At 37.8% G+C, this 16563-nt stretch carries 15 protein-coding genes; 7 read left to right on the top strand and 8 right to left on the bottom strand.

What is annotated here, in order from left to right:
* Positions 1–2644 (bottom strand): CHAT domain-containing protein (locus FJR08_RS03655; protein ID WP_168632190.1); only part of this gene is annotated, 2644 nt, incomplete at its 3' end.
* A gap of 1 nt (position 2645) precedes the next feature.
* The gene (locus tag FJR08_RS03650; protein ID WP_174782969.1) at positions 2646–2972 is read right to left on the bottom strand and encodes a hypothetical protein; all 327 of its coding nucleotides are present in this window, start codon (positions 2970–2972) and stop codon (positions 2646–2648) included.
* A 389-nt stretch (positions 2973–3361) separates the two neighbouring features.
* Here FJR08_RS03650 and FJR08_RS03645 point away from each other — a divergent pair, with 389 nt between their 5' ends.
* Positions 3362–4276 (top strand): amino acid ABC transporter substrate-binding protein, encoded by a 915-nt coding sequence (locus FJR08_RS03645; protein ID WP_168632189.1) that lies wholly within the window; start codon positions 3362–3364, stop codon positions 4274–4276.
* Between the two features lie 280 nt (positions 4277–4556).
* Here FJR08_RS03645 and xseB read toward each other — a convergent pair whose 3' ends face one another.
* Positions 4557–4796, bottom strand: a complete 240-nt coding sequence (gene xseB, locus FJR08_RS03640) for an exodeoxyribonuclease VII small subunit (RefSeq protein ID WP_168632188.1) — start codon at positions 4794–4796, stop codon at positions 4557–4559.
* 23 nt (positions 4797–4819) lie between these two features.
* Here xseB and FJR08_RS03635 point away from each other — a divergent pair, with 23 nt between their 5' ends.
* A complete protein-coding gene (locus tag FJR08_RS03635) occupies positions 4820–5851 on the top strand; it encodes a VOC family protein (protein ID WP_168632187.1) in 1032 nt (343 codons plus the stop codon).
* 44 nt (positions 5852–5895) lie between these two features.
* Entirely contained in the window at positions 5896–6705 is an 810-nt protein-coding gene (locus FJR08_RS03630; protein ID WP_168632186.1) for a DUF1838 domain-containing protein, read from the top strand.
* Between the two features lie 128 nt (positions 6706–6833).
* Here the strand turns inward: FJR08_RS03630 and FJR08_RS03625 are convergent, their stop codons facing one another.
* On the bottom strand, positions 6834–7202 hold the full coding sequence (locus FJR08_RS03625; RefSeq protein WP_015080803.1) for a pentapeptide repeat-containing protein: 369 nt from the start codon (positions 7200–7202) through the stop codon (positions 6834–6836).
* Between the two features lie 737 nt (positions 7203–7939).
* Between FJR08_RS03625 and FJR08_RS03620 the strand changes: the two genes are divergently transcribed.
* The 4 genes from FJR08_RS03620 to FJR08_RS03605 all read left to right on the top strand — a co-directional run bounded on the left by FJR08_RS03620 (position 7940) and on the right by FJR08_RS03605 (position 10091).
* Positions 7940–8305: a Lin0512 family protein gene (locus FJR08_RS03620; protein ID WP_015080804.1), complete on the top strand. Its 366-nt coding sequence runs from the start codon at positions 7940–7942 to the stop codon at positions 8303–8305.
* A 112-nt stretch (positions 8306–8417) separates the two neighbouring features.
* Positions 8418–8756 (top strand): hypothetical protein, encoded by a 339-nt coding sequence (locus tag FJR08_RS03615; protein ID WP_168632185.1) that lies wholly within the window; start codon positions 8418–8420, stop codon positions 8754–8756.
* Positions 8757–8831: 75 nt separating this feature from the next.
* Positions 8832–9359 carry a hypothetical protein gene (locus FJR08_RS03610; protein WP_168632184.1) on the top strand — a complete coding sequence of 176 codons (528 nt, stop codon included), beginning with the start codon at positions 8832–8834 and terminating at the stop codon, positions 9357–9359.
* A gap of 51 nt (positions 9360–9410) precedes the next feature.
* A complete protein-coding gene (locus FJR08_RS03605; RefSeq protein WP_148760595.1) occupies positions 9411–10091 on the top strand; it encodes an SDR family oxidoreductase in 681 nt (226 codons plus the stop codon).
* Between the two features lie 44 nt (positions 10092–10135).
* On the opposite strand, the gene FJR08_RS03600 is transcribed toward FJR08_RS03605, so the two are convergent.
* From FJR08_RS03600 to ylqF, 4 genes are all read right to left on the bottom strand, one after another.
* Complete coding sequence (locus tag FJR08_RS03600) at positions 10136–11974, bottom strand: bifunctional serine/threonine-protein kinase/formylglycine-generating enzyme family protein (protein WP_168632183.1); 1839 nt, start codon at positions 11972–11974, stop codon at positions 10136–10138.
* A gap of 318 nt (positions 11975–12292) precedes the next feature.
* Complete coding sequence (locus tag FJR08_RS03595) at positions 12293–13936, bottom strand: acetolactate synthase large subunit (protein WP_168632182.1); 1644 nt, start codon at positions 13934–13936, stop codon at positions 12293–12295.
* 114 nt (positions 13937–14050) lie between these two features.
* On the bottom strand, positions 14051–15418 hold the full coding sequence (locus FJR08_RS03590) for an NAD-dependent succinate-semialdehyde dehydrogenase (protein ID WP_168632181.1): 1368 nt from the start codon (positions 15416–15418) through the stop codon (positions 14051–14053).
* 213 nt (positions 15419–15631) lie between these two features.
* A complete protein-coding gene (gene ylqF / locus FJR08_RS03585) occupies positions 15632–16513 on the bottom strand; it encodes a ribosome biogenesis GTPase YlqF (protein ID WP_015080811.1) in 882 nt (293 codons plus the stop codon).
* Between the last annotated feature and the right edge of the window lie 50 nt (positions 16514–16563).

Genomic DNA, 16563 nt, shown 5'->3' with positions numbered 1-16563 from the left:
TTTTTTCCGTATTGGCGTAGGTCATAGCTAAGTTATGAATAATTGCCGCTTTTTCTGTTTCCTCTGTTGCTGGACAGAGTTCTAGTGCTTGTTGATAATGTTGCTGTGCTTGTTCAATTTCTCCAAGTTCTTTTTCAGAACGAGCTAAATTAGTAAGAATTTTATAGCTTTCAACAGTATTTAAGGTAGATTTGCATAGATGTAGGGTTTCACGAAATCGGCTGGTATTAATCCACTTATTTGTGACAAACATTCCGATTTCTGAAGCAATTTCCCCTTGTTTCCCCAACAACGCTAACCGATGAATTTCTAACTTTTCTTCCTCTACTTGACTTTCTGCATCTTCATACCACAGACGATACAAGACCTCAGCCGCTTGTTGATACAAGGTTTCTACATGAGTGGATAACGTCAACGGCAAAATTCTCGGTACTCGCAACGACTTATCAGGACTAACTTCCAACAATCCCAACGCCACTGCGCGATTGATATAATTGTCCAAATTGGGGATATTTTCACAAACTGCGGTTAATGCTTCCCTGGGGACTGGTAACTCAAACACCAAACCCTGTGATAACATTTCCCCCATCGTTGCATCCATTTGTTGCAGCAAAGCCTCAGCTAAAACCTGTTCTCGCAACTCCACCGCATCAACTTCTAAACGATTGAGAATTGCAACTTGGTCAACTGTGGAATTTTGCAAAATCTTATCCAACCATTCCAACAACCGGGGATTACCATCAGCCAACCTCCGCGCTTGAGATTTCAACGCCTCATCTACCTCAGATTTTGCCCCAAAAGCCACAAGACGACTACACTTTTTTCTTAAATCTGCCCCCCGCATTCCCTCCAAAGGCTGTTTATAGAAATACTGCAACTGGCTAAATTCAAAGTCATAACGACAGGTGAGAATTAACCGATGATTGGTATATGTTTCCCGAATCGCCCAAACCAAAGCTGTTAAAACCTCTGCGGCTATGGGTTGCAAACGACCTAACCCCCCTAACCCCCCTTCCCTGCGAGGGAATGGGGGAACTAGACTCCCCTCTCCTTGCAGGAGAGGGGTTGGGGGAGAGGTCAATTCTAAATTCTCCTCAAAATCATCCAACACCAACAAAAACGGCTTTTCCCCAGCGTCCGACAACTGCTGAAATACCCGCTTGAATCTAAATTTCAATTCCTCATCAGGATTTTGTAGCTGTTTGCGTTGTTCGTGATCATCCAACTTTTCCACTAACCGACTTACTAAACTCGGTTCATCAATTCTCCCTACCAACACAACACGCTGAAAATTCGGGAGTCGGTCACAAAGTCTAGCTGCTAAACTACTTTTACCTAAACCACCCATGCCATAAATTAATACCCCTATTTCTTCCGTTGATTGTGTCAGAGTCCTTAAACAACTTTGCAACTGACGACGACGACCAACAAAACTCTCACGGGTGGGGACTTTCACCTTACCCGCAGGATCTAAAAATTCCGTACTCACAGAAAGCGGTGGTGCTGGTTTCCTTCCACGAGTCAGCAATGGTGTCACCAATTCTCCTGGTAAACTATCGGCTGCATATAATCGCAATAAATGCCAATCCTGCGCTTTGTTTTTGATTAATGTTTGATAGGTACTGGCAACTGCTTCGGTGATTTGCCCTCCTGCTGCTAATTCTTGATATAATGTGGCTGCTGCTTCCGTTGCATCAGATTCTAAAACTTTTTGTCCCCATCCCAAAACGGCTTTTGCACCTGCTTTGAGTAATTCTTCCGCCATTGAAGGGACTGAACCATAATTATCACCATCACCTCCAGCTTGTCCAGTGCGACAACCAGAAAGGAAAATCAATTTTGGTAATCGGAATTGTAGTGCTTGTTTGAAATGTTCTGCACTAGCATAAAAAGCTTCTCCGGTTTCGGTTTCGGTAATAAATTCCGGTTGTCCGTTGGCAATTGTGGCATGACCGGTAATATGGAAAATATCAAAATAATCTTTACCGTAATAATCCACTAAATAGCGCAATTCCGATAAACAACCGCTTTCCTCCACTGTCAAAGCTAAACGGTGTCTTTCTGCCGCTTCTAAAATTCGCGCTTCTTCGGCTTCAAAATCTAATACAGGTTCTACTCCTTGGGGGGAAGTAGCCATAAATAAAACTTGCAAAGCGCGGTTCTCTGGGTTTTTCTCTACAGACAATGTTTTTACAGAGTCCGATGATACCCACCGTACAGGAACAATTGACTGTTGAACGAGAAAGGTTTTACCATTGTGCAGAACTTCCCAAGGTAAATGATTGAGAGACTTTCCAGGATTTAGAGATTTTTCATTATTTTGTAGAGACGTTCCATGGAACGTCTCTACATTCTCTACAGAGGTGCGAATGGCTAAAATGATTCCTTGACGCTGATATTGATTGATGAGTTTTTGTAACCATCTGTCAGTCCCATCTAACCAGTTATACAGCCGTAACCCTGTCACCGCATAATCTTCAGCAAATGAGGAAACGTAATAATCTCTTTCTGCTAACTCAATTAAATCGGTAATTTCGCTCAAAGGGAGTGTACGTCTTTCGTATTGGTTGTAATTATCAGTAAAGTAGCGTAACTCTACATAATTACCGTCAACGGCTTTTAGGTCAAGGTGAAGAATCTGCACGTTATGATTCTAAAATTTGGCGAATTTGTTCAATTGTGGCATTTTCTAACAACAATCGTCTACCATTGCGGCCGACAATCAGAACTTTATCAATCTTTTTACCTGATTGTTTTTGTTTATACTCTTGATACCATTTGCGGATTTGTTCAGCAATAGCGATCGCACCACCCACCAAACCGACTATAGTGGCAACTGTGGTAATGACCGCCTCTTTCTTCACGTCTTCCGAATTTACGGTATAGTTACCAGTTATACCTTCAATTGCCAAAAGTTCCTCTGCGGCTGTAATGGCATCTTCACCTTCAATAGAAAATTTAATTTCTGTCATAAATTTACCTAAAATAGCTAATTTCCACGTTTATAAACCATTATTTTCAAATATCATAGAGTAAGGATGATGACTTTGCAAGCGATCAATTCCAATTAAATCCTGACATATAACTATCAATAATTGTGCAATACCAAATTAAAATGAAGTTGTATAGAATCAGATTTCCAGAATAATTGACCGCAGATAAACGCAGATAAACGCAGATCAAGACGGATGAATTAATTGGTTTCATAATTCTGTGCAGGGTCTAATGTGAAGAATCATTTCTAGAACTGTTAACTTGATCATTAATAGAGATAATTTAATCATTTTGATTCTATGGATTTCCCAAGATTAATATGTTTGTAAGTACCAAAATAAATCTCTCCCATTTACCTGCTTTTACTATGTCGAAGATATATAAAAATATTGCCCCTGTGATCTTCGGTTTGATATTATCAGGATTAATACCCGGTGTTGCCGGTGCAGAGACAGTGATGGAAAAAGTAGCCCGGACAGGAGTATTAACTGCTGGTACAAGCAAAGATGCTTTACCATTTGCCTACTCCGACAGTCAAGGAAAATTGACTGGTTATTCTGTGGATATGCTAACTTTAATCCAACAGCAATTAGAGAAAGAATTAGGCAAAAAAATTACACTTAAATTAGTTGTAGTTACCCCAGCAGCAAGGATTCCCAAGATAATTAACCGACAAGTTGATATTGTCTGTGATGCCAGTAGTTTTACTTGGGAACGAGATAAAAAAGTTGATTTTTCTATTAGTTATGGTGTCACAGGGACGCAAATTTTAATTAAAAAAGAAACCAATTTAGGTTCACCAGAATCCCTGATTAATAAGCGTGTGGGTGTGTTAGCTGGAACTACCAATGAACAAGCAATCAAGCAAATACAACCCCAATCCAAACTTGTATATTTTAAGACTAGACCGGAAGCATTTGCAGCTTTGGAACAGGGTAAAATTGACGCTTTTGCATCCGATAGCATTCTTTTAGAGGGATGGTTACAAACAGCAAAAAATCCAGATAGTTTTGCCATAGTCCCTCCTCGTCCTTATTCACGAGAAGGAATTGCTTGTATGGTTCCTGAGAATAACTCTAAATTCCTGAATTCAGTGAATTATTCCCTCGTCAAATTTATGCAAGGATTTGTGAACAATAACTCCAAATATGTGGCGATTTTTGACCGTTGGTTTGGTTCTCAAGGTGCTGTATATCTCAATCAAGATTTACGTGATTTAGCCGTAGAAACCATGCAATTAATGATCGAGTTTCATGAACCGATTCCTCAGAAAGATTTGTAAGCCGTAGTTATTAATTAGCAAATAGTCTCACAAGTTAATTTTTTTTAATTTGGTTAATCAGGTAAAGTTTCAACATATCCAAAATGATGTTTGTTTCTGATACCTGAATTAACTAATTTTGGCAATTACCACAATTACGGTAATAATGAATGGTATGTTTGGCTGTATTTAAAAAGTATTTATTACTTATTTGGTTTTGACAATTTTACAAAACTCAACTAAGATAACGCATTCAGGAAAATTTGCATATCGTCGCATATTTTGATTGTCTTCCATTTATTTACTTCTGGTCATCTTGCAAAGTTTCAATTAACAAATCTACCTGCTGCTGTTGCTGCTGTAGAAAACTATCACATTCTTGTAAATACTCAACCGCAGTGGCAAATTCTGCAAATATATCCGCTAATTGTAATTCACCTCCTTCAATGCGAGTGATAATAGTTTCAATTTCTGCTATCTTAGCTTCATAACTTTCCCCATTTGCGGACATGGACTTAACTGAATTATTCCGTTTAACCATAAAATTTTCCCCCTAAATAAATTATGAATTCAAACAATAATACAACAATTAGCAGCATATATGAAGTCTGTATTGGTGTCCCAGATGCTATTTCTGCAATTCAATATTGGCAACAATTTGGTTATCGGATTGGAGAAATAGGAGAATTAACCGCAACTACAGCTTATCAACTATATCAGGTAAATTCACCTTTACAGACTATTCGACTTTATCATCAAAATGCAGATCATGGATTAATTCGGTTAATGATTTGGCAAAATCCTACATCTACAGGGTTAGGTGTGAGTTCCATGAAAACAAAAGGTAATCGTTGGGCTACTACCTTAACTGCGGATATATTAGGGATTTTAAATCATGCGGAAGCAGCAAAATCAATTGGTGAAAACATTCTTTACACTCAAACTCACTGGGAAGTAATTTATAACAAAGATCAAAAAATTCGTCCTTTCGTAGAACCGTTGGTGGGGGTACGAGAAATGCTATTACTTCAACCATTAACTCGGCAAGTTTTATTTCAACGTTTTGGTTATGATGTGACTAATTATGGACAGATTAATGATCATTCACCTTTAAAAACTAGTCAGTTTACTCATGTAGGTATAGTTGTCCAAGATGATAGTAAAGAAATTCTCAAATTCTATGAACAAGCTTTAGGTTTATTGCGTGTACGTGATGATATAGAAACAACTTATGAATCATCTTTAGCAGGAAGAGAATTTTTTGCACTGAACCCAGGAGAAAAATTTATAGTTACGGCTTTTGATGATCCTCGTTCTTCTCAAACTGATTTTATGGCAGCGCGAAGTGGTAGACTTTATATTATTCGCTTTCCAGAAAATATTACCTTAGAATCACGTTTTGTAGATGCCCAACCAGGAAGTTTAGGAATGTGTCTTTATACTTATAAAGTCGAGGAAATAGAGACTTATTGGCAACTAGTGCGAGAAAGTGCAGCAAAACAAATTACGGAAATTGTGAATAATGAATTTATCGAAAAAAGTTTTTCTTTTGTTGCCCCAGATGGTTATTTTTGGAATATAGTGGAAAGTAAGTAAAAATTAGCCAATTTAACAAGATTTAAGATTTCAGGAGATATAGCATGATAGGACAAACCCAATTAGTAGATGTTGAACAATGGATTAAAACCCGTGCTTCTTTAGATGCTAACGAATCTAATTTTCTGAGTTGGACAGGGAATATTTATAGTTTTATTCCTGGAGAAAAACGACAATTATTATTTAAAATTGTGGGAATGAGTGTAAGTCGTTGTATTCCCACTGGGGAAGGTAGTTGGGATTTTACTTCTAGAGAACTGACTTATTATCTCAACCCAGAAACAAAGGAGATTTTACATCAATGGGAAAACCCTTGGACAGAGGAAAAAGTTACAGTTATGCACGTTGCTAATAGTCCCGTTCAAGGTCAATTTAAAAATAAATTACCTGTCCAAATAGCAGGAGAAAAAACTAATTTTGTATTTGATATCTTTCCTAACTATCCGAATCCGTTAGCCGAAAATCCCGAATTTGCTGATTATTGTCCAGGAGGAATTTATCAAGCCGCAGAATTATTTAAAATCTCTGTACCTACAGCAGAATTAGAAAATGCAGAACTAAATTCAGTTACGCAATTAAGCCTGTCTTGGGATAGAATTGGTCAATGGTTACCTTGGATGAAAATGGGTGAACGTCCTGGTTATTTAATTTACAGTGCTACAGGTAATAAAGTCAGCGGTTTACAAGCATTACACCCAATTTTACAACAGGAAATAAATACTCGCGTTCCTTTATATAAAGCAGCCCCAAAAAGTTATGTTGAGGGGGAAGATATGACATCTTGGCTTTATTTTCAAAAGCACTTTTCCGCATATTTAGCTGGAGAAATATTCCCCATAGCAGCACCAGAATAAGTTTAATTGACAATTACAGAATTGCAGCAAATTGCAGATTAATGGGGTACAGAATCTAAATTGAAACCTATACACAAAGACAGTTTTACTCCTGACTCCTGACTCCTGACTCCTGACTCCTGCTGTAATTACAACTTGTGCATATTGTGACTCAGAGGATCAAAATTTCTTGGAAATTTGGTGCTTTCATCATAATATGCACGATGTAAATTCGCTCCATATAACTTAGTATAATGCAGCCTAGCACCCCGAAGATTTGCTTCAGTGAGATTGACACCAGATAAATTTGCTTTAGTCAAATTTGCCTTTGCTAAATTCGTTCCACTCAAATCTGCACCCCAGAGTTTAGCTTTAGCTAAGTTAGCTTCACTTAAATCTGCTCCCCATAAATTAATTCCGGGTAAATAGGCATTAATTAATTTAGCCCTGATTAATTTAGCAGAAACAAAATATCTTTCTCCTGCAAGATAACGCCGTTTTAGTTCCTCAGTTTCCATATCTAACCTACTTGAGCAACAAAACCTCTATCTCCAGAATAGTTCCTAAGTTGTTTATTGGCATTTTATCACCACAAAAATTTTTGCCCATATAAACATAAATAGTATTATTAAACACTGATAAATTAATACTATTTATGGGAATATAACTATTTTACACATAAAAAACGCCTGAGTTTTGTAACTCAAGCGTTTCCCCGTATAACTTTCTACCAATTCATTATTTTTGTAACATTTGAAACCCGCAACTTAAATAACAAAAAGTATAAGTAGTGCTAGGAAAATTGTAACAAATATAAGCTGAAGTGGTATCACTCCTTGCATTCACTAAGAATATCTCTTTTAAAATCAAATGGCTAGTGTAGAGAGTGACACTTTCTGAACTGACACTAGTTAAAAATGAATCATAGTAAATAGTAGTTAATCAAACACGGCTAAATAGTAAATAGCGCAGTATTCCTGTATAAAGATGTCAGATTTGCCATAATTATATTTGGAGAAGAGTGAAAATTTCTTGACAATTACATAAGCTAATAAGCTGTTAAATAACATCCAAATTATAGAATTACACTAGGTTCTCAGGTGGAACATGAATTTAGATTTAAGTTACTCAACGTGATGATGAAAACCGAGAATTATTGATGACAGTTTTAGTATTTGACCTTAAATTAAGAAAAATTACATAACCACCCCATACAACGTTACATTAATAGATACACAATTACTGGAATTTAACTATGCCACTAAAACGGTTTATTATCGAAATGGGAATGGGTGTAGACCAGCATGGACAAGAACCGACGGTAGCAGCAGCAAGAGCAGTTAGAAATGCGATCGCTCACAATGCGTTGCTTGGTATTATGGAAGTAGCGGGCTTAAAAGATCCCAATGAAATGATTATAGAAGTCAAAATTGCCGTTCCTTACCCCGAACAAGTACGGGAAACAGAAGTATTAGCTGTTCTTCCCTTTGGTCAAAAAACCCTCATCTTAGAAGCAGGGGGAATGGTAGTTAATGGTTTAGCAATTGCTTCTCTCAACGATAAAAATGATGAAATGTTGATAGCTGTAGCCGCAGTTACAGTTTTTGTAGAAACTGCATAATTAATCTTGAAAATATTGATTTCTTGGGGATTTTTTGAGTTACAGTAGAGATAGTGGGATCATCTCTGGCAGTAATTTTTCCAAATTATACATCTACATAACTCCAGCGAAAATGTCTCAAGATCCTCAAAAATCACCTCAAATCCAAGAAGTAATTGGATTAAAAGCACAACACTTTGCTGACTTAATTAGAGCCGCACAATTAGTTTTTGATCCGACTGCGGGTGTTATCGGCAGAAATGTCAAAATTGATTGGGAGGATTTTGGTATTCCTCGGAATATAGAGGATAATCTCAGAATTCTTGGTGAAGAGTTTCAATATGCTTCTCCCCATATTCCTGTTGATGTAATCTGGGGTAAATTAACTACAGAAACTCGGATTTGGTTTCTAGAAAATAAAGATCAATTGTGGCAATTTGAAGAATTTTTACCTGCACTTGACGAAGATTAGTTATTGCCAAAAATACTTTTTTCTAGTAGGATATATATATTTTATATCCTACTTATTTACTAAAAAATAAAGTTGATGAAAATTATAAATTTCCAGTTTTTATTAGTTTCAGCTTCTTTGATATTGCCGATGATAACTCCGGCTTTCCATAAGTCTAGTATGGCTTTGGCAGCAAGTACAACAAATTATGATCAACCCATTATTAATCAGCAACTAGTTGTTAACAAGAGTGAATTTGGCGTAAAGATAGTCAACCCAGAAGGGAAAGCCAATTTTTTTCCAACAACTACAGTTCCCTTAAAAGAAGGTGATGCTTATGGTTGGAGAATTACAATTGATAATTATCAAGGTAAAGTCAAATGGCGCGAAGTTTTAACTTTACCACAAGCCCCCGAAACTTGGACAACAGAAAATAATAAAAATTTCTCCATATCAAAAGATGGAAAAACAGCAACTTCCACGCGCACAGTAACACCTGTGAATGGTGTAATTGAAAATTTTTGGACTATTGCTGCTGGAGATCCTTTGGGTAAACATCAAATAGAAGTCTATATTGATGAACGTTTAATTGGTACTTTTGCCTTTGAAATAGTTCCATTCTAAAATGACAGTTTTGTGCTAAATGTAAGTATAGCATCTTTTTATAGACTAATTATGTTAATCTCATCTTCCATTTTTCTAGCTGGTGCTAGTCGCGGTGTTGGGCAAGAAATCGCTAAATATTTGATAGCACAACAAATTCAAGTTAAAGCCCTGTTGAGAACAGAAGCCGCTGCTGTGGTAGCAAAAGCAATGGGTGTTTATCCAATTCTAGGAGATGCGTTAAATGTAACTGATATTGAACAGGCAATTTTAGGAGATGAACCGATTCAAGCCGTTATCAGTACATTAGGTGGTTTACCTACAGATAATATCAAACCTGATTATATCGGTAATAAAAACCTCATTGATGCCGCAGTCAAAGCAGGAGTTAAAAAGTTTATTCTCGTAACTTCCATTGGTAGTGGTGATAGTGTGGTGGCTTTACCTCCCCAAGCTTTAGAAGCACTCAAACCAGTTTTAATTGAAAAAGAAAAAGCAGAACAATATTTAATTTCCAGCGGACTTAACTATACAATTATCCGTCCTGGTGGTTTAAAATCAGAACCAGCAACCAATAACGGAATTATCACCGAAAATCCTCAGATTGTGGGTACTATTCATCGTGCAGATGTTGCCCAATTAGTTTGTCGCTGTTTAAATTCTGATCATACTAATAATAAAATTTTCTCAGCCATAGATCGGAATATGATCTATCCAGGATTACCGGAATTTGTGGAATTTAATTTAGATTAGTTGTTGTTAACTTTGAGGACTAAAGTCCTCACTACTAATTCAATTTAAACAGAAAATACTACCCGAAACCCACACATTCTTAAACCACCGTCTGCTTCATTCCAACTTCTACTAGCGCTGCGACAAAGTTCTGCCCCAAAATTCCATGCACCACCCCTTAAAACCCGACGATGTTTATCACCTCCATCTTCCCAGACATTACCATTTGTAGGTGCGCCATGATAGTTATTATGCCAAGAATCTGCACACCATTCCCAGACTAATCCGTGCATATCATATAAACCAAAAGCATTAGCAACTTCAAAATAACCAACATTAGTTGTTTCTTTCCGAAATCTACTTTTTGGTTCTACAGAATAAGTATCGCTACCGCTACAGTTAATTAAATCAGAAGTAATAGTTTCTCCAAAATGGAAAGATGTGGTAGTTCCTGCGCGACAAGCATACTCCCATTCGGCTTCACTAGGTAAACGATATTCTCTCCCAGTTCTAATTGCCAATCTGGCACAAAATTCCACAGCTTCATACCAAGAAACATTTTCGACAGGCAAATTTGCACCTTTAAATTTTGAGGGGTTAGGGGGCAATTCTTGTTGAACTGGAGGTAAAGCTGCTATGGTTCTCCACTGTAATTGGGTAATAGGATATTTTCCCATGAAAAACGCTGGAACTATGACTTGATGTTGAGGACGTTCATCATCATCACCTTCACAACTTAGAGAACCCATGATAAAATTCCCATTGGGAATTGATACCATTTCTAAAGTTGTATTTCTGCCTAGTTCTTCTTTAAAATATTTAGTATTCCGTCTATCACGGTTAACTTCTCTCCCCGAAGTATCTACGGTAATTACATAAAAATCAAAGTTGGACAAGGAAGGTAAGGGAACAGTAATTTTTGGGGAAGGTGGAAGTATTAATGGTGGTTTAGGAAAGGAAGAAAATTTAATGACTACGGGAGATTTAGGAAAGTTCAAATCATCCAAAACATCCATTGCTGATTGATATCTATCACTAGCAAAATGTTGGAGTAACTTATCTAGGATTTGCTTTAATTCATCACTAATAGTAATTCCTTTGATTCGTAAACGTTCTTCCCATAACCATTTAGCATTCATGGCATCATAAAGATGATCTTGAAGTTGTCCATAATCATTTTGTAATGGTAGATCTTGAGTTAATAAGCGTACACAAGTGACACCCAAGGCATATAAATCACTTGCTTGACAAGCAAACCCAGCCATTTGTTCAGTTGGGGCATAACCAAGGGTATAAATAGCTGTTGCTTGTCTAGCTATACTGGTTTGAGTAACTTGTTTCGCACCTCCAAAATCAATTAATACGGGTTTTCTATCACTATCTCGACGCACAATGTTTTCTGGTTTGATATCGCGGTGAATTACATTATGTTTGTGAACAAAATCTATAACTGGTAATAAGTCAGCTAAAAGTTGCCGAACTTGGGTTTCATCATAAGCTTGATTTTGCAGTTCTTCGAGAAGAGTTTTCCCAATAATAAATTCCTGTACTAAATACAAACTAGAACCTTGTTCAAAGTAAGCTAAAAGTCGGGGAATTTGGGCATGGTTTTCTCCCAAATCGTAGAGTCTAAAAGCTTCTTCTCTGAAAAATTCCGCTGCTTTGGCACGTTGTCCAGTTCCCTGAACTTGGGGGAAAAATTGCTTAATTACACAGGGTGCATTCAGTCTATCTACATCTTCAGCAGCGTAGGTTCTGCTAAATCCACCTTCACCTAATAACCTCAAAACCCGGTAACGGTTTCGCAGCATTTCCCCAAAATTACTTTCTTGACAACTCAGACAAGATTTAGAGGTTTTCGGGTTGAAGGGGTTGGAACAATTGGGATTTTGACAAATTTGCATGAATGTTGAGAAAATAGCATCTTTTCAAAATTCATCCCCAATATTATTAAGTTGTCTAAACTATGATTTATTTGATTTCAATGATTATTGTGATTAAAATTATAGGTAATCATAAAAAATCATCTTGATCACAAAAAATATAAACTATGATTTATTTGATTTCTATGATGATTATGATGTATATCACAAAAATCACAGTTAAGACGATTTATTTATGAATAACACTTTCAAGTTGAGAAATCTGTGATGTTTGTTGCTGAAAGTTAATACAAAAAAAATTGTCAGCAGGGGACGGGGTTTCCCCGTCCCTACAAATATTTAAACTTGACAATTTAATTCGCCAGCTTTTTTAGTAAACCGACGGTTTTCTCGATAATCTACCCGACAATCTATCACCGCTGGTACATCTTGTGCCAAAGCTTCTTTAAGTAAGGGGACAAAATCTGCCACAGACTCCACTCGATAACCTTTCAATCCCATACTTTCGGCAAATTTGACAAAATCAGGATTACCAAAATGGACAAAAGATGAGTTACCAGGACCAAATTGGTTTTCTTGTTTCCACTCAATTAAACCATAGCCACCGTCATTGAAAATCAGGGTAACAAATGGTGTTCCGACGCGCAAAGCAGTTTCCAATTCTTGACAATTCATCATAAAACCACCGTCACCAGTGACAGCGACAACTTTCCGATCTGGATAAACTAATTTTGCGGCTAATGCACCAGGAATCGCAATACCCATGGCAGCAAAACCATTGGAAATAATGCAAGTATTGGGACTATGACAATGATAATGTCTAGCAATCCACATTTTATGGGCACCAACATCAGAAATTACAATATCATCTGGTCCCATAACTTGCCGCAAGTCATAAATTAGTTTCTGCGGTTTAATGGGAAATTCATCATCGTTGGCATATTCTTCGTAATCAGCGCGAATGTTAGAACGTAAGCTAATAGAATAGGGATTGGGTTTATTGTGTCTGTCTGCTAATTTTAATATTTCATTAAGAGAATCAGAAATATCGCCAACTATTTCTACTTGGGGAATATAACTACTATCAATTTCCGAAGAAGTGGCCGCAATATGGATAATAGGAATTGTCCCTTCTGGATTCCATTTTTTGGGGGAAAATTCAATTAAATCATAACCAATTGCTATGACTAAATCTGTACTATCAAAGCCGCAGGTAATGAAATCTCGTTGTTGTAATCCCACAGACCAAAGTGCTAAAGGATGGGTATAGGGAATGACTCCTTTACCCATAAAAGTATTCACAACAGGAATATTCATTTGGGTGGCAAATTGCGTAACTGCATCACTAGCATGGGCGCGAATTGCTCCATTTCCGACTAAAATGATGGGATTAACGGCTTGGGAAATTGCCCCGGCAGCGGCGCGAATACTGGCAAAGGAAGCATAGGTTTTTTCGCTATTATCCTTATTTAAAGGTTTGCCTTCGACAGGCATGGCGGCAATATTTTCTGGTAAATCAATGTGAACAGCACCGGGTTTTTCAGTTTGCGATCGCTTGAAGGCTTTTCTCACAACTTCGGGTGTAATACTCGGCCTGACAATCTGTTTATTCCACTTAGTAACTGGGGCAAACATTGCCACCAAATCTAAATATTGATGGGATTCAATGTGCATTCTATCTGTTCCCACCTGCCCCGTAATTGCCACCAATGGCGCACCATCTAAGTTAGCATCTGCCACCCCAGTCATTAAATTAGTTGCCCCAGGACCAAGGGTAGAAAGACAGACTCCGGCTTTTCCTGTTAACCTACCATAAACGTCAGCCATGAAGGCTGCACCCTGTTCATGACGGGTAGTAATAAATTGAATTGAGGATGTTTTTAAAGCTTCCAAAACGTGCAAATTCTCTTCTCCAGGGAGTCCAAAAACATATTGAACTCCTTCATTTTCTAAACACTGTACTAATAATTCTGCGGTATTCATATCATTTCCTCAAAATAAAAAAATATCAAAATCATCAAATCAAGGCATAAATAAAAACCAATTATCTGCCTTTATCTGCGTCCATCTGCGTTCATCTGCGTTTCAAAAAAACAATCATTTCACCCAAACTGTCTTGATATTCACAAATTCATGTAAACCTTGAATACTCAACTCCCTACCGTAACCAGAACGCTTAATTCCCCCAAAAGGTAAACGAGGATCAGACTTAACCATGCTGTTAATAAATACTGCCCCGGCTTCAATTTCTCGAATTAGGCGATTTTGTTCTTCTGTATTTGTTGTCCATGCACTTGCACCCAAACCAAAGGGACTATCATTAGCTAATGTAATTGCTGCTTCGATATCAGGAACTCGGAATAATAATGCCACAGGTCCAAAAAATTCCTCTTGGGCAATTGGTTTATCTACAGGAATATCTATGATAATTGTGGGCGGATAAAAGTTCCCCGGTATTTCTGTTAAAGGATGTCCACCTGTGAGGACTTTACCACCACTTTTTACCGCATTTTTAACTTGTTGGTCTAATTCTTTGAGAATATCGGGAGTTGCCAATGGTCCCAAATCTGTATCTGCTGCCATTGGATTACCAATTTTCAAAGCTTGAAATTTTTCTAACAGCAGTTTTTCAAATTGATCAGCCACAGATTCAGCAATTATAAAGCGTTTCGCAGCAATACAAGATTGTCCATTATTTAACATTCTCGCTGTTACTGCGGTGCTAACTGCTGTTTCTAAATCGGCACTTTCTAAAACAATAAATGGGTCACTGCCCCCCAATTCTAAAACAGTTTTTTTGATTTGTTTCCCAGATGCAACGGCGAGGGATACACCGGCTGGTTCACTACCTGTCAAGGTTGCGGCTTTGATGCGATCATCAGCCATGAGATTGGCAACTTGAGAAGCACCAATTAATAATGTTTGAAATACACCTGGGGGAAAACCTGCACGGCGGATAATATCTTCGATCGCCAGGGCGCACTGTGGCACATTGGAAGCGTGTTTGAGTAGCCCCACATTGCCTGCCATGAGTGCTGGTGCAGCAAACCGGAAAACTTGCCAAAATGGAAAATTCCAAGGCATGACGGCGAGAATTACCCCTAAAGGTTGATATTTTACAAAACTATGACTGGCATCGGTTTTGATGGTGACATCAGCTAGAAAACTAGGGGCATTTTCGGCATAATAACGACAAACCAGGGCGCATTTTTCAACTTCTGCGATCGCCGCTTTTAATGGTTTACCCATTTCCAGGGTCATCAATTTCCCTAAATCTGCCTTTTCTTGGTCTAAAATAGTCGCTGCTTGTTCTAACCAGTGCGATCGCTCTATAAAACTCGTCTGACGATATCCTTCAAAAGCCTTTCCTGCCAAATCTAACTTAGCAACAATTTCTGTATCATTTAGTGGCTCAAAAGTTTTGAGCGTTTCCCCAGTGGTGGGATTAATGGTAGCTATAGCCATTACCTGACCTCCCATTAAAAAATAGTTTGAGGTAGTTTACCAGTGTTACACACATTCATCACAGAAGCTAACACGAAAATTGCCTTCGAGAGAAAATAATCAACAATAGTTTTGCGGGGATAATTATTTATCTTTCCTCACTACAAACTTTGAATTATTCAAGCCGTTCTACTTAGTTTTGACTTTTACTACCAGATAAATACAAATTAGCGGTTACATTGGCGGTAATTCTAAAGATATATTTCCAAAAAATCCTTTCCGAAAATCAGTGATCATTTGTCTGGCTGCGCGTTCTACATCTCCTTTATAGCGATGCTCTGCTAAAACTTGTAAATATTCTTCTCCTGTATAAATGATGGAATCGAGATCATATCGTGTAAGTAATGGATGTGGTGGTAATGAATTAGAATGCGTTTCTTGAAGTTCATTCAGTATATCTACGAAGGCTGCGGCTATCAGTTGATTATCATAAGCTGCTTCACCGATATCATCACAAATAGCTAATTTGATGGCTGCGGCTTGGCTGTCAAGTCTGGCAGGAATAACACCAGGAGCATCTAGTAATTGTAGCTGATCAGAAATTCTTACCCACCGCAGTTGCCGAGTAACACCTGGACGGGCTGCGCTTTCTACAACTCGCTTACCAATTAAACGGTTAATTAAAGCTGATTTACCGACATTGGGAAAGCCAATCACGACAGCCCGAACAGGACGGGGTAACATTCCCCTATCTGTGCGGCGTTGGTTAAGTTCTATACCCGCTGCTTGGGCGGCTTTGGTAATGGCGGTGATACCTTGACCATGTTGAGCGTTGGTAAAATATGGAACTTCGCCTCTATTTTTAAACCACTCTATCCAGCGCGATCGCACTTGTGGCAGAATCATATCTACCCGGTTCAGTACCAATATCCGTGTTTTCGTCCCTACCCATTCATTCATTTGTGGGTGATTTGTGGTTATGGGAATGCGAGCATCTCTGACTTCTAAAACCACATCAACCCGTTTTAACTGTTCTTTGAGATTTTTTTCAGCTTTGGCAATGTGGCCTGGATACCATTGGATCAGATTTAATTTGTAGTTTTGTGTTATTGACATTTATTGTTTGTTAGTTGTTAGTAGGGGCGAAGCATTTGGAAAATAAATTA

The organism is Dolichospermum sp. UHCC 0260, assembly GCF_009711985.1.
Classification (GTDB): domain Bacteria; phylum Cyanobacteriota; class Cyanobacteriia; order Cyanobacteriales; family Nostocaceae; genus Dolichospermum; species Dolichospermum lemmermannii.
Note: the sequence above shows the minus strand (reverse complement) of the source record. Positions and strands in the feature narration are given on the sequence as shown.